The sequence below is a fragment of the Saccharopolyspora sp. 6V genome (assembly GCF_020176785.1).
GTDB lineage: Bacteria > Actinomycetota > Actinomycetes > Mycobacteriales > Pseudonocardiaceae > Saccharopolyspora_C > Saccharopolyspora_C gregorii.
Map to the genome: position 1 here is coordinate 16,279 of NZ_JAIUKB010000147.1, position 16,354 is coordinate 32,632.

Sequence of the window (16,354 nt, forward strand, 5' to 3'; positions counted from 1 at the left end):
TTGTCCACGGGACAAAACAGGCTCAGGCCGGGTCGCCGGTGACGAGCAGATCGGCCCGCGCCCGGGTGGGTGACACGAGGTCGGCGTTGCGCTCGTCGCTGCGCAGCACCCAGTCCCGCGCCTCCGCCGGGGAACGGCCGTAGCGCACGTGCCGGGCGATGAGCCGGGAAAGGCGTTCGCCGTCGTCCGGGGCGAGGAACCACGATTCGTCGAGCAGTTCCCGGACCCCGTCCCACGGCGGTGAGTCCAGCAGCAGGTAATTGCCTTCGGTGATCACCAGCGGCGTTTCCGGGTGGACCGCGATGGAACCCGCGTACGATTCTTCGACCTCGCGGTGGAATTCGGGCGCGTACACCGTTTCGCCGCCTTGGTCCCGGATCCGGCGAAGCAGCGCCACGTACCCGGCGGCGTCGAACGTGTCCGGAGCGCCCTTCCGGTCGTGGCGGCCCAGCCGGCGCAGTTCGGCCTCGGCGAGGTGGAAGCCGTCCATCGGCACCAGCACGGCCGCCGGTCCGAGCTCGGCGAGCACCGCGTCGGCGACGGTGCCCTTGCCCGCGCCGGGCGCGCCGGTGATGCCGAGGACGCGCCGGGTGCCGTCCGCGGCGAGCGCGCGGGCGCGGCGGACGAGTTCGTCGAGCGCGACGGTGCTCATGCGCGGGCCTCCCCGCGCAGCGAGGTCTCGATGTCCTCCAGGCTGCGGCCCTTCGTCTCCGGCAACCTCCGGTAGAGGTAGGTGAGGCCGATGATGCCGAGCACCCCGTAGATCCAGAACAGTCCGGTCGCGGTGAACGCGTTGATCAGGGTGAGCACCGAGATGGAGATGACGAAGTCCAGGCCCCAGTGCGTGACGGTCCCGATGCTGGAGGCCTTGCCGCGCACCGCGGTCGGGAACACCTCGCTGTTGATCAACCAGATGGCGAGCCCGAGGCTGGCGGCGAACGCGGCCTCGTAGAGCATCAGCCCGATCGTCAGCAGCGTCCCGAGCCCTTGCACGCTCGGCAGCAGGTACAGCGCGCCGAGCCCGAACAGCACGACGATGACGACGCTCGTGCCGCCGATGAGCAGCGGACGCCTGCCCACCCGGTCGATGAGCAGCAGGGCGATCGCGGTGAACACCATGTTGGTGGCGCCGATGCCCACCGAGGAGAGGATCGCCGCGGAGTCGCCGAGCCCGGCCTGCTTGAGGATGGTCGGCGCGTAGTAGATGACGGCGTTGACGCCGACGAGCTGGTTGGTGGCGGCGACGGCCACGCCGAGCAGCACCGCGGGCCGCAGCCGCGGGCCGAACAGGTCGCGGTAGGTGAACCGGCGCTCCTCCCGCATCGTCTCGCCGATCTCGGCGAGCTCCGCTTCGGCCTCCTCCGGGGTGCGGGTGCGCAGCAGCGCGGCGCGGGCCTGCTCGGTGCGGCCGCGGGACAGCAGCCAGCGGGGGCTCTCGCCGAGCCCGAGCAGCCCGAACAGCATCAGCAGCGACGGCACGGCGGCCAGCCCGAGCATCCAGCGCCACCCGCCGTCGGCGGCGAACGCGTAGCCGACCAGGTAGGACGCGAAGATCCCGATCGTGATCATGAGCTGGTTCATCGACACCAGGCGGCCGCGCAGCGCGGGCGGCGCGATCTCGGCGATGTAGGTGGGCACCACCAGGGAACTGGCGCCGATGGCGAGGCCCAGCACCACGCGCGCCACGATCAGCACGGTCACGTTCATCGCGAGCGCCGACAGCAGCGCGCCCGCGGTGAACACGGCCGACACCAGCAGCAGGGTGCGCTTGCGGCCGAAGCCGTCGACGACGCGGCCACCACCGAGGGCGCCCGCGATCGCGCCGAGCAGCAGGGAGGCGACGACGACCTCCTGCATGCCGTCGCCGAGCCCGAAGGCGGGGGCGATGTAGAGCAGCGCGGCGGAGATGACGCCGGTGTCGTAGCCGAACAGCAGTCCGCCGAGCGCGGCGATGGTGGCGGCGCCGACGACGGCGCCGCGTCCGGCCCCGGGGGTGGGTGTGGCTGCGGTGCTCATGCTCGGTGCGTCCTCCTGGGTCGATCTTCCGCCGCTCGGCCGACGAGACGCTAGATGACGGCGGTCGTGATGACCAGCGTTGGTGCCGAGCGGGGGTGCGGCAACCGGCGGGGGCCGCTCGGAGGCGGTGCGGGCCCGCGAGCGAGGTCTCCCGGGACGTGCGGGAGACCTCGGTTCCGGGCGCCCGGCTCAGTCCTCGACGGTCTCCGCGACCAGCTCGCGCACGTACTCCGCGAGCCGCTGGTTGTCGCAGGGCGCGACCGTGCTCCACAACCGGCCGTCGCCGCTGGCCCGCACGCTGTGCAGGTAGCGGCCGTCCGGTGTGTCGTGGAACCCGACGACGCGGTCCGCGCGACGCGGCGCGGCCGACCGGCTCCGCACGTGCTCCACGCCGAACTGGCCGCGCATGCCCATCCCGTCGGCCATCCGCGCCAGGACCGCGGCGTCGTCGGCCACCACGCCGTGCCCGCGCAGCTCGTCCTCGAACACCCGCAGGTCCTGACCCGCGCGGGCGCTCGCGTCCAGCAGCACGTCGTTCGGCACGCTCACCGGCCGCCCGCCGCCCGGCGGACCGTCCCCGGCGACGGACACGACGGCTTCGGGCAGCGAGCTCCCCCGCACCGGCGTGAACTCGACGACGTCACCGTCGACGACCGTGACCAGTCCCGCGCCGCCGTTCGCCGAGCCCAGCGCCCGGATCGACCGGTCCGGGGCCCAGATCCGCAGGTCGACCGACAGCTGCGGCCGGTCCAGCAGCACCAGCAGGTCCGCGAATTCCTCGTCCAGCCGGTCCGTGCCGGGTTCGGCGAGCCGCCGCGCCCGCAGATCCGCCCACACCTGCGCGACCAGCCGGGCGCGCTCGGTGTGCGTGGCTCCGGGGCTGGGCACCGTGAGCACCGCGTGCCTGCGCGCCGTCAGCCCCTCCGACTCGCACGCCACGTCGAACTCCAACGCGGACAGCACGATCTGCTCGCCATCGGCTCCGGGACGCACCGTCAACCCTGCTTCTTCCGGTCATCGGCGTCCGGCTCGGGGTCCGCGCCGAACACCGGCGGGGCCACCAAGCGGTTGTCGTCGAACGGGGTTTCCTCTTCGTAGTATTTGTTCTCGTGCTCGGCGTCCTCGTCGGACTTGCCCTGGCCCCGGGTCGCCGCCGGGCCCATCGCCGAACCCGGTGCGGGCTTGCTCGTCGCCGAGCCGCCTGCCGTGCGCCCGGCCGTGGTGTCCCCCGGGCCGCCGATGCCGGACGAGCCGCCGCGCAGCGAACCGCCCTTGCCCTTGTCGGCGCCCGCCGAACCACCGCGCACGCTGCCCTCGGGCGCACCGGCCTTGCCGCCGAGCATCTTGCTCGCCGCGACCGCGCCGATCCCGGCGACCGCCGCCCCACCGGCACCGATGCCGAGCACGCCGCCCAAGCCGATGCCCGGTCCGCCGTCCTCGTCGGGGTGCGGCCGCGAACCGGGGCCGCCGTCCGCGCCGTCGTGCGGTTCCTCGTCGGCGCCGCTGCGGCCGCCCGGCGCGCGGCCACCACCCGGCACGCCGCCCGGGCTACCGCCGGGGCTCCCACCGGGCCGACCGCCGATCACGCCACCGCCACCCGGGTCCGAGCCGCCGCCGCCCGGCATCGACCCGGCCGAACCCGGCGTGGCGAACGCGCCGATCCCGCCGCCCGCGGTGCCGCTCGCCGTCGCCGACTGCGCGGACACCGCAGCCGGCTGCATCTCCGGCATCGGCTGGAAGTTCTCCGCCTGCGCCACCGTCGTGTCCCGGTACGACGTCAGGGCCTGCTGCGCGACCTGCTTGCGGCCGTCGATCTTCTTGGCCTCTTCGTCGTAGTCGCTGGTGTAGCCGAAGTAGCCCAAGCCCTTCTCGAAGATGTTCTCGGACTTGTCGTTGTGCATCTCCGACTGGTTCGGCAGCGTGTTCTTCGCCGACTCGTAGCCGCGGCCCTGCGCCTCCACGCTCGTCGCCGAGGTCGCCAGCGGATCCTGCGACTGCTGCATCACCGCCGACTGCTGCTTCGTCGCCTCTTGCGCGATCGAGCCCGCGTTGCCGGTCCACTCGATCTCCAGCTTGCCGAGCTCCACCCGCAGCGTCTCGTCCAGCTCCGTCACGATCTGCGCGCACTGCTGCAGCGCCGAGGCGGCCTGGTCCATCGACTCGGTGCCCCGGCCGTCCTTGATCCGGCCGATCCACCCCAGCAACTCCGGGATGTCGAAACCCTCGAAGCGCAGGTTCCTGATCGGGTTCAAATCCTCCACACCGGCCCCCTGGATTCCGCTCTCTCAGCCCTGCGCCTGCAGGTTCGACACGGCGAACTCCGCCGCTTGCTTGGCTTTGGCGCACATGTCCTGGTTGGTCAGCTCATCGCCCCCGAGCCAGGAGAGTCCAGCTTCCAGAGTCTCTCCTTCGGCAACGTCGACCGCGACGACGCACCCTAGGCTTTCAGCACCGGGGACCTGCGATCGAACGGCACCGAAACCGCTGTCGAGCGTATCGGTGGTCGCAGTGCCGCCTGAGGTTTCGGCAAGACGATCTTGGATGCTCATCGGTGCGACCGAGAGGAGGACACCGATGCTCGGCGACGCGCCCGATTCACTCAGCCACGAGCATCCAGGGAAGTCCTGTTCGTTGAGCTTCGGGGCCGGGTTACCTCCTCCGACACCGAGTTGATCCAGCTGTTCCGGCTGGATCAACTTGCAGATCTGAGCCTCATCGAGGCCCGAGACAGGTAGGTCCCGGGGGCGGTTCGGCAAATCCGGACCGGTCTCCGGATCGGGTGCGGCCTGTCCTTGTTGCGGATCTGCGGGTTCGGCTTCATTGAGCGCACACCCACCGACCAAGAACGGCAGCAGGCCCGAGAGAACAGCGACACGCACTCCGCGCCTGGTCACATACTTCGTCACGTGCGCTCCCCCGACTGCTTGAACGAGGCGGCGATCTCCTCTTCGTCGATGCCGTACTGCCTGGCGACCTCTTCGAGCTGCTCCCCGAGCTGCTCAACGCCCTGCACATAACCGATCAAACGCCGGTAATGCGAATCTCCCTCTCCCAAAAGATTCGCGTTCCAGACCCGGGCTGCCGCCACGCTGACCTCATCTGAGGCTGAAGGAAGGACACGCAGGTTCTCTGCGAGTCGATTCAACCGGTCTTTTGCGCTCGACGCCGCTTCTCCGATCACCCGGCGCGCCGCCAGGACATTCTCCGGGGTGACGGTGATGGTCTGGCCGGGCCCGCCCGGGGCGGGGGGCGGTGCTGGTGCGGTCATCGCGGGGAACCCCCTAGTCGCGGCTGCTGATCACCAGTGCGACGCAGACAGTAGCAGCGGCGGTTCCACCCCAGACCCGACTTCCACCAACTTCACACCGACCGCACAGCCACCACCCGAACGGGCCCCGACCATCGTCGGAGGCGAGATCGTCGAGCGCATCCGGTCGCGTCCTCCCCGTTCCCGACTCCTCCCGGCCCAGCCCCCACGACCTTCCACATCACGACGTCCCTGAACTGCGCGCAGCCCCGCGCCTGCAGGTTCGACACCGCGAACTCCGCCGCTTGCTTCGCTCTGGCGCACATGTCCTGGTTGCTGACGGTGCCGGTCAAGGTCGGGCTGTAGAAGACCTCCAGCGTCTCGCCTTCCGCCACATCGACGTCCACCCGACATCCGAGCGCCTCCAACCCCGCGCTCCCCTGCCCCTGCTTGGCGGGAACTCCTGCGATCGCATACGACGCGGCCATGTCCGGGAAAGGCTCGTCGGACCGGTCATAGGCTCCCTCGATGCCCTTGCTCAAAGCTTCGATCTCGACCGAGATATCAGGCTCTGCACCGGGCACGCTCAGCCAGACACAACCTGGTGCTTCTCCGGGAGCCGTCGGACCCGAACGTCCCACTCCCACCTGGGTCTGCTGCTCCGGGGTGAGCAAGCCGCAGATGTCCGCGCTCTGCCTGTTCACGACCGCGAGCTCCCGAGGTCGTTCCGGAGCGGGCTGGGGTGCCGGAGCCGAGATGTCAGGGCTTGCCACCTGGCCCTTATCTCCACCCAGTGCACACCCGGTCCCGACAAACCCGACCACCGCGAACACCACGGCCCAACGAACGACACCGAAAAGCACCTGCACGTCCTCCTACAACTGAGCCTCGCTCGACCGGAACGAAGCCGAGATCTCCTCAAACGAAGCCTTCGGAAGCGCGCCTGCGCGCTGACCGCCTGCCGGTCAGGCAGGTGTCGCTACCGGGATGCCCGAGCCTCCTGGCGCCGACGTTCGTAGTCGGTCCAGGTCAACGCCCCGGGTTCGGTGGTGCCCGCCCATTCGTCGCGCCAGAGCATCTGTTCGATCACCGAGCCGCTGCCGACCAGGGCCGGGTCATCCGGCATGTCGAGCGCATCGACCGGATCGTTGGCGGGCGGGCCGGTCAGGGTCGGATAGATCCGGACGTGCGCGAGTCCGCAGGGATGCTCGGGCGTCCCGCCCCACGCCTCCTTGCGCGCCGCGTTCACCAGCACCCGCCAGCCACGATCGTGCAGTGCCTCTCGAATCACCAGCAGCGCCGTGAACACGTCACGTCCTGTGGCGGTGAGTTCCCCACCGGTCGGACCGGCCAACGTCAACTGCACTTCCCCATCGGCTGTCCTGAACCAGCTGACCGTGGTCTGCTGGATCTCGGTCTGCTCCGGATCGTCCGGTGACGGGCCGATGACGTACACGCCGCGCTCGTTGGGCTGGTGCTGCACTGTTGCCTCTTCTTCCTCCGCGCACGGCCGTGCGGGCCGTTCATCGCGTGCTCTTCCCGCGACGTCGTCAACTCGGCTGCTGTTCCTCAGTCCGCGGCTTGCGTTTGGGCTGGCACCAGGCCGGCGGGGTGGTGCCAGCCCAGTCGTGGTACCACCGGGTCTGCTGGCTCACCGATGCCCAGTGCGCCTTGCGCAGATCTCCGGGCGGCGTCCCCAGCACATCGACCTGTTCGGGAAGGGGCGGGCCGGTGAGGTCGGGGTAGAACCGGACGTGCGCGATGCCGCAGGGGTGCTGCTCCGTGCCGTGCCACGCCCCGCGTAGCGAGCCGTTGACCAGCACTTCCCACCGCCGCCGCCAGGACTCCATCCGCAGGTTCTGCAGCGCGGCGAGCAGATCGGCACCGTGGTCGTCGAACTGGACCCCGGGAGCGCGCACCCGCAGGTGAACGCCGCCCTCCGCGCGGCGGCCCCACTCCGCGACGCCCTCCTGCAGCGCCTGCTTCGTCGGGTCTTCCGGTGACGGACCGGCGAGGAAAATGGGCTCGGAATGGGGGAGTTCTGGAACCGCGGCCTCGGCGGCCTCCTGCTTCCGCGTCGCGCTCATCTCGCGCATGGAGCGGTCGAACTCGGTCCAGTTCATCTTGCCCGGCCGCGTCAGGCCCGCCCACTCCTCCCGCCACAAGATCTGCTCGGTCACGAGCATTCCGCGCTCGCCCAGCTCGGTCGGCGGACCGAGCGCGTCGAGCGGCTCCGTGGTCGGCGGGCCTGCCAGGTCGGGGTAGATCCGCACCTCATCCACTGCGCAAGGGTGTTCCTCGGTCGGCCCCCAAGCGTCGCGGCGGGCGGCGTTGACGACCACCTGCCACTTCAGTTCCTGCAACTCTGCGCGCACCAGCATGAGGGCTTTGAACAGGTTCGGCTCCACCGCGTGGTGCGCGCCGAACGGGCCGGACAGCTCAAGTCCGACCTGGCCATCGGAGGTGCGGGACCAGGTGGCCACCGCAGGTTGGAAGTCCATCTCCGCGGGGTCACCGTCGACCGGCCCGAACACGTCCACTTCACGCGCCGAAAACCCGTTCTTGTTCACCGCAGCACCGGTTTCCGCGGTCATCTCGCTCCCTGCTCATCAAACCAGCGGCGCAGTTCAGCCACCTTCTTCACCTGTTCCGGGAGGTCCCGAGAACCCGGTGGAACTCCGGGCGTTCGGGGTCGGCGGCGTCGGGCCGTGCACCGGCAAGGGCGCAGCCGACCGCCCGGGGGACCCATCACGTCGTCTTCCTCGATCGGTTCGCCATCGGTCACACGCGATTCGACGCTAGGCCGTGGCCAGAGTTGAGGTGGACCGCGTAATACCGCTGCGCGACGTCAGGCGCGTACGGGGTGTTCTTCCTCGCGCGGATGTCGCGGTCGCGCTCGGTCCACGTCCGCCGTCCGGCCGGTGTGGTGCCCGCCCACTCGTGCTGCCATGCGACTTGCTCCACGGGCATCGACCACGGCATTTCCGCGAATCTTCCCGGCGGTGTGCCCAACGCGTCGAGCTGCTCGGTCAGCGGAGGTCCGGTGAGGCTGGGGTAGATCCGGATGTGCGCAAGCCCGCAGGGATGCTGCGGGGTGCTTCGCCACGCGCCGAAGAGCGCGCCGTTGACCAACACTCCCCAGTCCTCGGCGAGCAGCTCCTGCCGCAGGTCCTGCAGCGTCGTGAACACATCGGGGCCGTGGCCGTCGATCCGGCCGAACGGTCCGCGCAGTCGCAGGTGCACGCCGCCTTCCGGCCGCCGCCCCCACTCCGCGACGCCTCGGTGCATTTCCGAGCGCTTCGAGCCGTCCGGCGAAGGTCCGATCAAGGGCACCGGTTCGGAGTGGGTGAGTTCCGGTGCAGTGGCCGCGATCGTCCGCTGTTCGCGCTCGTCCCGCTCCCCTCCACTTCTCGCCGCCGCGCCTGCTCCGGATCGTCCGGAACGGCGTTCGAATTCCGTCCAGGTGAGCCCGTCCGGCGGGATGGTGCCCGCCCATTCCTTGTGCCAGAGCGTCTGCTCGATCACCGAACCGCTGCGGACCAGGGCCGGATCGTCCGGCATGTCCAACGCATCGACCGGATCGGCGGCGGGCGGCCCGGTCAGGCTGGGGTAGATCCGGACCTGCGCGAGACCGCACGGATGCTCCGGAGTTCCACCCCACGCCTCCCTCCGAGCCGCGTTCACCAGCACCCGCCAGCCGTCGTCGTGCAGCATCTCGCGGATCGCCAGCAGCGCCGCGAACACGTCGGGCGCCTTGACCGTGATGTCGCTGTCCGGTGGCGGTCCCACCATCGTCATCTGGACCCGGCCGTCGTCCGCGAGGAACCAGCTCAATTCGGCCCGCTGGATCGTCATCGCGTCCGGATCGTCCGGCAACGGCCCGGCGACGTGGATGCTCCGGGTGTTCTCCGCGCCTTGCGCTTGCTCGTGCATCGATCCTTACCGCCTGTAACCGTTGTTCCGGAGAGCCTCGGCGTTCCGCATGTTCTCGGCCCGCTGCGCTTGCAGTTGCGGGGAATCCAGCTGTTCGAGGCGGCTTTCCTCTTCTTGCCCTCGCTTCAGGGCGGCCTCGATCTCCAGCCGTTTCGAGTCGGTGAGCGGAACCCATTCACCTTGACCGGGTCGCCCACCGCGCGTATCCGGCGTGTCGTAGTCCTGGATCGCGTCGGATGTTTCCCAGTCCGGATTTTCGTAGTCGAGAACGTAGTCGTCCGTCCAGTCGTACCCGCGTCGGGGACGGGGCTCTTCCTTCTCCGCCGGCGGGTCCGGTTCGGGTTCCGGTTCGGGTTGGGCGGCTTTTTCGCGGGCGCGTTGGAGTTCTTCTTCGGCGGGGAGGGTGTAGCCCTCGGCGTCGTGGGTGGGGCGGGGCGGTGCCTTGGGGAGTTCCGGCTCGGGTGCGTGCTTGGCGACCTTGGCGACGCGGGCGGCGAGACCGGCCTTGGAGGCCGCGCCCGCACCGCCGCCCGCGACGGTGGCGGCGATGTTGGCGCCGGCCTTGCCCAAGGCCGCCGCCGGGTCCTTCTTCCACTCGTCGAGGGAGCCGATGGTCTGGCCCCAGCCCTCCTTGGTGGTGACCATGTGCACGACGCCTGCTCCGGCCGCGAACCCGGAGGAGATCGTCGCGGCCGGGTCGGTGATCAGGTGCAGGGGTTTCGCGACCAGGCCGAGACCGCCCATCGCCATCTCACCCAGCGCGCCGAAGCCCCCGCCCACGTAGCTCTTGCCCGCTTCGAAAAGGGCACCGCCGCTGTTGCGGAACGCATCCATCATCCGTTCCAGGAGGGAGGCTTCCGGAGCGCTCTCGGCCGCCGCCTTGAGCGCTTCGGCGGTGGCGACGCCGGACGTGCCGAACTTGCTCCTGGCTACGTTCAGCAGGGCCCGCGCTTCGGTGGTCTTGGCCGCGCCGGGGTCCTGGAACGGCGCGACCTGGTCGGTAGGCCCGGCCGCTGCCACCTGCGCCGCGTGGTCCTTCTCCGCGCGGGCGGTCTCCTGCTCGCCTTGGCGGTGCAGTTCGATCGCGCGGGCCGCCGCGTCCTGCGCGGTGCGCAGCGCTTCCGCGTGCTCGACGAGCGCCGTCGCCGCCTTCCCGAACGCCGCGGCCGCGACGTCCCAGCGCTGCTGCTCGTCGCGCACCGTCTTCCGGTACGCCTCGGCGGCCGCACCGCTCCAGGCGTGTTCGGAGTCGATGCGCTGCACCGCGGCGAGGCCGTCGGCGATGCGGCGGAACGTGTCCGCCTTGTCCTTGGTGCCCGCGACATCGCCGGGCACGAGCTCGGTGGGGTCGTCGGTGTCGCCGAGTTCCGCCGCCATCAGCGATCACCTTCCTGCGGCAGGCCCGGAGTCAGCAGCCTCGAACCGGTGACCCCGGCCGTCCACGCGTCGTCGGCGGCCTGGCCCACGGACTCGCCGACCTCGCCGAACTCCTCGCCCCAGCCGCCGTAGTCGGGCCTGCCGGCCTGCGCCAGTTCGCCCCAGCTCATCTCGCGGGCACCGGCGACCTTCTGCTGGTCCGGCGAGACGACGGTCATGAGGATCTCCTTGAACAGGCCGGAGATCTCGTCGTCCTGGCCGCGGTACTCCTTCAGGACGTCGGTGAGCTGGTCGGCCAGCTCCTGACCGGTGCGCAGCAGGCTGCCCAAGCCGTGCTCCCAGCGGAGGCAGAAGAACGCGAGCGCGTTCTGCACCTCGGAGTGCTCGCCCAGATCACCGGCGCTGAACGCCATCGAGTGCAGTCCGGCGGCCGATCCCGCATCGGCGACGTACCCGCCGCCGGGTATCAGGTCGGACAGCGCCCGCACCGTCTTCTCGTGCCCGGCGATCACCGCTTCCAGCGCGGCCGGGTCGAGGCCGAAACCGTCGTCAGGCATCGCGCACCTCCGCCGCCGCCAGCACCAGCCGGTGCTGCTCGCCGGAATCGACGACGACGCCGACGTCCGGCGGCAGGTAGTGCTCGAACAGCCGCTTCGCGGGCAGCGCCACCACGTCCACGGTGCCGTCCGCGCCCGCCAAGCCCGCCGCTCCCGCGTAGTCCGCGGCGCGCTGCCGCGTCGAGAACACCGGCAGCCACTCGCGGCCGCCGAGCAGCAGCGTCGAAGCCTCCGCGGGCAGGTGCAGGGTCGACCGGCCCAAAGTCGCCAGCAGCAGCGTCGGATCCGGCGGACCCCCCGCGTCCTGCCAGCGGCGCGCCGCGAGCACCAGCACCGGTTCCGGCTCGGGCGGTGCCGATCGCTCGGGATCCGGCGTCGGAGCCGCGCTCGGCTCCGGGTCCGGCAGGGCCGCTCGGGTCGGTTCCGGGGTTCCCGTTGGTTCCGCGGTTCCCGCCGGTTCCGGAGTTCCCGCCGGTTCCGCGATTCGCGTCGGCTCCGGGGTTCGCGTCGGCTCCGGAGTTCCCGCCGGTTCCGGGGTTCGTGCCGGTTCCGATCGTTCCGGCACCGGCGAACGCACCGGTTCCGCGTCCTCTCCCGAATCCGACCACGCAGGTTCCGGCGTCCGCGCCGATTCCGGCTCTGGCGGCCAGGACCGGTCCGGTTCCGGAGGTGGCAGGCCCAGATCTCCGGACAGCCGCACCACTTCACGCATCCAGCACCCCCCAGCACTGGAGCCGCAGGTTCATCCCGCACTTCCTTCCGAGCTCCGCGGCCCGCTGTTGATCAGCGGGCAACGGCTCGGAACGCTAACAGCGCGCCGACGACCGCGTACCCGATTCGATCAACCTCGCAGAACCCGCGAATCCGGCGAGGTGAACGGCTCATTCGGGCGCGTCCGATCGGCCCAACGGACCGTTCGTGCGGGCCGAACGGGGAACGCGCCCGCGGCGTCAGGTGCGGAGGGAAGCCAGGAAGCGGATCCAGTGGTGCGCGGCGAACACGAGGAGACCGGCGTCGGGGGACTTCGAATCTCGGACCGCCACCACCGGGCCGTCGGCGGCCACCTCGACGCAGTTCGCCGTGCTGGCACTCCGGCTGGACTTCCGCCAGCCAACCTCGACGCAGTTCGCGGAGCTGTTGCTGCGGCTGGACTTGCGCCAACCGAACGCGATCTCGACGCAGTTCGCCGTGCTGTTGCTGCGGGTCGACTTGCGCCAACCGAAGGCGATCTCGACGCAGTTCGCGGTGGTCGCGCTGCGCGAGGACTCGCGCCAACCGTCACCCGATCCAGGACTGCCCATGGAATGAGCGTGGCAGCGCATCGGCCCTCTGCCCAGCGTCGCCCCGCCGCCGGAGCAGCGAACCACCGGGAATCCCACCCGGAAGCACCATCACCGAGGGCGTGAATCTCCCACCGCAGCGAGGAAATCGGCCCACCGCTCGCCGGACACCGCCAGCACCGGACCACCCGGGTCCTTCGAATCGCGGACGCCGACGATCTGGCCGCCCAGCGCGACCTCGACGCAGTTGGCCTTGCTCGCACTGCGGCTGGATTTTCGCCAAACAACCTCGTCAAACCGAGAAAGTTTCATGTCCGAAGCATGTCACTGCCCTGCTCAGCCTGAACAGCCATCTGGCGCAACTGAGCCACGGACTCGTCTGGAGCCAGCGCACAGCCACTGAGCTTCTCCCAAGCGAGCCGGTATGCATCGAGCTGCTCGTCCTCTTCGAGAATCAGAGACGAAGCAATCTGCTCAAGCCAGATCAAGCTCAATTCACCGTCGTACTCCACGATGATGAACGCGCCCGCAGCGCCAGGATGCAGACCTGCACTCGTAGGCACGATCTGGACCGTCACGTTCGGCCGCGAGGCTTCCTCGGCCAAATGATGAAGCTGCCGAACGAGGCAGCCCCTATCACCGAACGGCCTAGCCAAAGCCGCTTCTTCGATCAGCACATGCAAGTGCAGCGGCTCCGGCCGCGACAACAGCGCACGCCGCGCCGTGCGGCTCGCCACCCGCTCTTCGATTTGGTCGACACTGAGGCCGTCGCTGGTACCCGCGATAACCGCTCTGGCGTATTCCGACGTCTGCAGCAGACCAGGAATGACCATCGGGTCGTAGTACCGTAACCCCGTCGCTTCGTCCTCGAAGTCGCTCCAGGTCTGCCAGTCCGCCGGGAAGTGCGCGTTGCGCGTGCGCAACCAGCTGCGCTGTTCCGCGTGGCGCGCGATGTCGAGGAGTTCGACGCGGCGCTGCTGCGTCACCTGGTGGAAGTCGAGCAGCTTCTCCAGGTCGTCCAGGTAGATGCCGATCTCGCAGGTTTCGATCCGGTTGATCTTGCTACCGGACATGCCGAGCTCCTTGCCGACTTCAGCGGCGCTGACGCCCTTCTCGGCCCGAATCTTGCGCAGGGTCTGCGCCAGACGACGGGACCGGGCGGACGGTCCGGGGCGGCGAGGCATCAACGATCTCCTGTCGTTGCGAGGAATGTGCCCTCAGCCTGGCAGGAATGATCAGATTTCGCGATCACTCGATCGCGTAATTGCGCACCTTCTTGCATTCACGCAATTCTTGAAAGCGTGATCCACAACCCCAGGAGGCAGTGATGGACGAAAAGATCGCGCGGTTCGGTTCCGAGAGCCCGCAGCGCGAATGGCTGTGCCGGTGCAGCGACGACGATGCAGAGCTCGCGCTCTGCACCGTCGGCGTCGCGGCCGGTGACGTGGAGGTGTTCGGGCCCGAGCTCCAGGGCTACTTCCGGTTGCGCGGCAGCGAGATCGCGGTGTTCCGGCGGGCGCTGGACGAGGCCGCGGTGCTCGCGGCGGAGGACCTGGCCCGGCGGGAAGCCCGGCCGGACGCTCAGCCCTCGAAGCGATAGCCCATGCCCGCCTCGGTGATGAGGTGGCGGGGGCGGCTCGGGTCGTCCTCCAGCTTGCGGCGCAGCTGCGCGATGTACACCCGCAGGTAGTGGAACTCGTCGGCGTAGGCGGGGCCCCACACCTCCTGCAGCAGCCGCCGTTGCGCGACGAGCTTGCCGCGGTTGCGCACCAGCACTTCCAGCATGCCCCATTCGGTGGGCGTCAGGTGCACTTCGGCGCCGGCGCGCAACACCTTCTTCGCCGCCAGGTCCACTTCGAACGCGTCGGTGCGCACCACCGGTTCGTCCTCGGCGACGGCGGACCGGGAGCGGCGGACCGCGGCGCGCAGCCGGGCGAGGAGTTCGTCCATGCCGAACGGTTTCGTCACGTAGTCGTCGGCGCCCGCGTCGAGGGCGTGCACCTTGTCGGTGGATTCGGTGCGCGCGGACAGCACGATGATCGGCAGCGTGGTCCAGCCGCGCAGCCCGGCGATCACCTCCACCCCGTCGAGGTCGGGCAGGCCGAGGTCCAGCACGACCGCGTCCGGCCGCGCTTCGGCCGCCACCCGCAGCGCCGTCATGCCGTCCGGCGCGACCGCCACCTCGTAGCCGTGCGCGGTGAGGTTGATCCGCAGCGCGCGCAGCAGCTGTGGTTCGTCGTCCACCACCAGGACCTTCGTCATCGCCCCTCCGTCGCCACCGGCAGCGCCAGCACCATGGTCAGCCCGCCGCCGGGGGTGTCCTCGGCGCGGATCGTGCCGTGCATGGCCTGCATGAAACCTTGCGCGACGCTCAGCCCGAGACCGACCCCGGGCGGGCCGGTGTCGGCGTGCCCGCCGAGTCGCTCGAACGGGGCGAACACGGTGTCCGCGGCGCCTTCGGGCAGGCCGGGGCCGTGGTCGACGATGCGCAGCTCCACCCACCGGGCGTGTTCGCTGGCGCGCACGCCGACCCGGTCTCCGCCGTACTTCAGCGCGTTCTGCACCACGTTCGCGATCACCCGTTCCAGCAGTCCGACGTCGGCGAGCACCGCGGGCAGCGACTCGTCGGTGTCCACCGCGACCCGCTCCCGCCCGTCCAAGCCCACCAGGGCGCCCGCGACGGCCTGGTCGTAGCCGACGGGGCGCAGCCGCGGCACGATCGCGCCGGTCGCCAGCCGGGACGAGTCCAGCAGGTTGTCCACCAGGTCCGCGAGCCGGTCGGTGGATTCCTCCACCCCGGCGAGCAGTTCGGCGACGTCCTGCTCGGACAGCTGCACGCCGGGCAACCGCAGGCTGCTCACCGAGGCCTTGATGGACGCCAGCGGCGTGCGCAGGTCGTGGCCGACGGCGGACAGCAGCGCGGTGCGCAGCCGGTTCGCGTCCGCTTCCCGCTGGGCTTCGGCGGCGTCGGCGGCCATCCGCTGCTGGCGCAGCGCCACCAGCGCCTGGCCCGCGGCGGCTTCCAGCACCGTGCGGTCGTCGGCGGGCAGCGCCCGGCCGTCAGGGCGGCGCAGCGCCAGGTGCACGTCCGCGGTCACCTCGATGTCCACATCGGACTGGTCGGGCCGGGCGCAGGGCGTGGTGCCGAGGGACGCCGCGATGCGCCAGCCGTCCGGCCCGCGCTCCAGCAGCGCCGCCGAGGACAGCCCGAAGTTCTCCACCAGCTTCTCCAGCAGCCGCGGCAGCGGATCGGGGTGCGCCAGCACCGTCCGCGCGTAGGACGCCAGCAGCGCCGCCTCGGTGCGCGCCCGGGCCGCCCGCTCCGCGAGCCGCGCCGCCCGGTCCACCACCACCGCCACCATCACCCCGACGCCTACCATGCCGAGCACCGTCACCAGCGTCTCCGGGGAACTGACGGCCAGCGAATGCCGCGGTTCGGTGAAGAAGAAGTTCAGCAGCCCGCCCGCCAGCAGCGCCGCCGCCACCGACGGCGCCACCCCGCCGACCAGCGCCACCACCACGGTCGCCAGGAAGTAGCCGACCACGTCGGTGGACAGCTCGAAGTCGCCGAGCAGCGCGCTGACCAGCGTCACCAGCGGCGGCAACGTGCACGCCAGCACCCAGCCCCAGCCGCGGCGGGTGCGGGACAGCGGGTTCTTCGCGGCACGGCGGAACGGGCGCGCGCCCGCCATGCCGTGCGTGACCATGTGCACGTCGATCGTGCCGGAGCGCTGCACCACCGTGGAGCCGATGCCCTCGGCGGTCAGCCGCGCCCACCGGGAGCGCCGCGAGGTGCCGATCACCAGCTGCGTGGCGTCGACGCCGCGGGCGAACTCCAGCAGCGCCTCCGGCACGTCGTGGGGCGCGCCCCCCGCGGGGGGGGGGCGGCCCCCGGGGGGGGCCCCCCCCCCCCCCCGCCCCCGGGGGGGGGGGGGCGCCCCCCC

General features: G+C 70.7%; 19 protein-coding genes. 1 reads left to right on the top strand and 18 read right to left on the bottom strand.

Annotation, left to right across the window (positions count from 1 at the left end):
• Positions 1-22: 22 nt before the first annotated feature.
• From LCD35_RS25140 to LCD35_RS25215, 16 genes are all read right to left on the bottom strand, one after another.
• Complete coding sequence (locus LCD35_RS25140) at positions 23-652, bottom strand: nucleoside/nucleotide kinase family protein (RefSeq protein ID WP_224958774.1); 630 nt, start codon at positions 650-652, stop codon at positions 23-25.
• Positions 649-2,016: a sugar porter family MFS transporter gene (locus LCD35_RS25145; RefSeq protein ID WP_225045068.1), complete on the bottom strand. Its 1,368-nt coding sequence runs from the start codon at positions 2,014-2,016 to the stop codon at positions 649-651. The genes LCD35_RS25140 and LCD35_RS25145 overlap by 4 nt, the downstream gene beginning before the upstream one ends.
• A gap of 189 nt (positions 2,017-2,205) precedes the next feature.
• Positions 2,206-3,009, bottom strand: coding sequence for an ESX secretion-associated protein EspG (locus LCD35_RS25150; protein WP_225045071.1), 804 nt, complete (start codon positions 3,007-3,009; stop codon positions 2,206-2,208).
• Positions 3,010-3,011: 2 nt separating this feature from the next.
• Positions 3,012-4,277, bottom strand: a complete 1,266-nt coding sequence (locus LCD35_RS25155; RefSeq protein ID WP_225045069.1) for a hypothetical protein — start codon at positions 4,275-4,277, stop codon at positions 3,012-3,014.
• 24 nt (positions 4,278-4,301) lie between these two features.
• Complete coding sequence (locus LCD35_RS25160) at positions 4,302-4,922, bottom strand: DUF3558 domain-containing protein (RefSeq protein ID WP_224977704.1); 621 nt, start codon at positions 4,920-4,922, stop codon at positions 4,302-4,304.
• Positions 4,919-5,284, bottom strand: coding sequence for a PE domain-containing protein (locus LCD35_RS25165; protein ID WP_224958769.1), 366 nt, complete (start codon positions 5,282-5,284; stop codon positions 4,919-4,921). Before LCD35_RS25165 ends, LCD35_RS25160 begins: the two co-directional genes overlap by 4 nt.
• 92 nt (positions 5,285-5,376) lie before the next feature.
• A complete protein-coding gene (locus LCD35_RS25170; protein WP_308011251.1) occupies positions 5,377-6,132 on the bottom strand; it encodes a DUF3558 domain-containing protein in 756 nt (251 codons plus the stop codon).
• 110 nt (positions 6,133-6,242) lie between these two features.
• Positions 6,243-6,746, bottom strand: a complete 504-nt coding sequence (locus LCD35_RS25175; RefSeq protein ID WP_224958768.1) for a hypothetical protein — start codon at positions 6,744-6,746, stop codon at positions 6,243-6,245.
• 67 nt (positions 6,747-6,813) lie between these two features.
• Positions 6,814-7,857 (bottom strand): hypothetical protein, encoded by a 1,044-nt coding sequence (locus tag LCD35_RS25180; protein WP_224958767.1) that lies wholly within the window; start codon positions 7,855-7,857, stop codon positions 6,814-6,816.
• Between the two features lie 187 nt (positions 7,858-8,044).
• A complete protein-coding gene (locus LCD35_RS25185; protein WP_224958766.1) occupies positions 8,045-9,196 on the bottom strand; it encodes a hypothetical protein in 1,152 nt (383 codons plus the stop codon).
• Between the two features lie 6 nt (positions 9,197-9,202).
• Positions 9,203-10,573, bottom strand: a complete 1,371-nt coding sequence (locus LCD35_RS25190) for a putative T7SS-secreted protein (RefSeq protein ID WP_224958765.1) — start codon at positions 10,571-10,573, stop codon at positions 9,203-9,205.
• The gene (locus tag LCD35_RS25195; RefSeq protein WP_224958764.1) at positions 10,573-11,130 is read right to left on the bottom strand and encodes a hypothetical protein; all 558 of its coding nucleotides are present in this window, start codon (positions 11,128-11,130) and stop codon (positions 10,573-10,575) included. Before LCD35_RS25195 ends, LCD35_RS25190 begins: the two co-directional genes overlap by 1 nt.
• A complete protein-coding gene (locus LCD35_RS25200; RefSeq protein WP_224958762.1) occupies positions 11,123-11,464 on the bottom strand; it encodes an SseB family protein in 342 nt (113 codons plus the stop codon). Before LCD35_RS25200 ends, LCD35_RS25195 begins: the two co-directional genes overlap by 8 nt.
• A 616-nt stretch (positions 11,465-12,080) precedes the next feature.
• Complete coding sequence (locus LCD35_RS25205; protein WP_224958759.1) at positions 12,081-12,431, bottom strand: DUF397 domain-containing protein; 351 nt, start codon at positions 12,429-12,431, stop codon at positions 12,081-12,083.
• A 90-nt stretch (positions 12,432-12,521) separates the two neighbouring features.
• Complete coding sequence (locus LCD35_RS25210; RefSeq protein ID WP_224958756.1) at positions 12,522-12,722, bottom strand: DUF397 domain-containing protein; 201 nt, start codon at positions 12,720-12,722, stop codon at positions 12,522-12,524.
• Entirely contained in the window at positions 12,719-13,594 is an 876-nt protein-coding gene (locus tag LCD35_RS25215) for a helix-turn-helix transcriptional regulator (RefSeq protein WP_225045070.1), read from the bottom strand. Before LCD35_RS25215 ends, LCD35_RS25210 begins: the two co-directional genes overlap by 4 nt.
• A gap of 143 nt (positions 13,595-13,737) precedes the next feature.
• Here LCD35_RS25215 and LCD35_RS25220 point away from each other — a divergent pair, with 143 nt between their 5' ends.
• Entirely contained in the window at positions 13,738-14,010 is a 273-nt protein-coding gene (locus LCD35_RS25220) for a hypothetical protein (protein WP_224958753.1), read from the top strand.
• Here the strand turns inward: LCD35_RS25220 and LCD35_RS25225 are convergent.
• Together LCD35_RS25225 and LCD35_RS25230 are read right to left on the bottom strand one after the other, a co-directional pair.
• Positions 13,992-14,672: a response regulator gene (locus LCD35_RS25225; protein WP_224958751.1), complete on the bottom strand. Its 681-nt coding sequence runs from the start codon at positions 14,670-14,672 to the stop codon at positions 13,992-13,994. The genes LCD35_RS25220 and LCD35_RS25225 overlap by 19 nt on opposite strands.
• Positions 14,669-16,354, bottom strand: a 1,686-nt coding sequence (locus tag LCD35_RS25230) for a DUF4118 domain-containing protein (RefSeq protein WP_374108133.1), incomplete at its 5' end; no start/stop codon positions are given. The genes LCD35_RS25225 and LCD35_RS25230, both read right to left, overlap by 4 nt.

What these genes read in the sequence shown, in the direction of transcription:
- LCD35_RS25195 (WP_224958764.1), bottom strand. Translation starts at nt 11,130, where the DNA reads ATGCCTGACGACGGTTTCGGCCTCGACCCGGCCGCGCTGGAAGCGGTG.
- LCD35_RS25180 (WP_224958767.1), bottom strand. Translation starts at nt 7,857, where the DNA reads ATGACCGCGGAAACCGGTGCTGCGGTGAACAAGAACGGGTTTTCGGCG.
- LCD35_RS25185 (WP_224958766.1), bottom strand. Translation starts at nt 9,196, where the DNA reads ATGCACGAGCAAGCGCAAGGCGCGGAGAACACCCGGAGCATCCACGTC.
- LCD35_RS25145 (WP_225045068.1), bottom strand. Translation starts at nt 2,016, where the DNA reads ATGAGCACCGCAGCCACACCCACCCCCGGGGCCGGACGCGGCGCCGTC.
- LCD35_RS25165 (WP_224958769.1), bottom strand. Translation starts at nt 5,284, where the DNA reads ATGACCGCACCAGCACCGCCCCCCGCCCCGGGCGGGCCCGGCCAGACC.
- LCD35_RS25210 (WP_224958756.1), bottom strand. Translation starts at nt 12,722, where the DNA reads ATGAAACTTTCTCGGTTTGACGAGGTTGTTTGGCGAAAATCCAGCCGC.
- LCD35_RS25220 (WP_224958753.1), top strand. Translation starts at nt 13,738, where the DNA reads ATGGACGAAAAGATCGCGCGGTTCGGTTCCGAGAGCCCGCAGCGCGAA.
- LCD35_RS25140 (WP_224958774.1), bottom strand. Translation starts at nt 652, where the DNA reads ATGAGCACCGTCGCGCTCGACGAACTCGTCCGCCGCGCCCGCGCGCTC.
- LCD35_RS25225 (WP_224958751.1), bottom strand. Translation starts at nt 14,672, where the DNA reads ATGACGAAGGTCCTGGTGGTGGACGACGAACCACAGCTGCTGCGCGCG.
- LCD35_RS25190 (WP_224958765.1), bottom strand. Translation starts at nt 10,573, where the DNA reads ATGGCGGCGGAACTCGGCGACACCGACGACCCCACCGAGCTCGTGCCC.
- LCD35_RS25205 (WP_224958759.1), bottom strand. Translation starts at nt 12,431, where the DNA reads ATGGGCAGTCCTGGATCGGGTGACGGTTGGCGCGAGTCCTCGCGCAGC.
- LCD35_RS25215 (WP_225045070.1), bottom strand. Translation starts at nt 13,594, where the DNA reads ATGCCTCGCCGCCCCGGACCGTCCGCCCGGTCCCGTCGTCTGGCGCAG.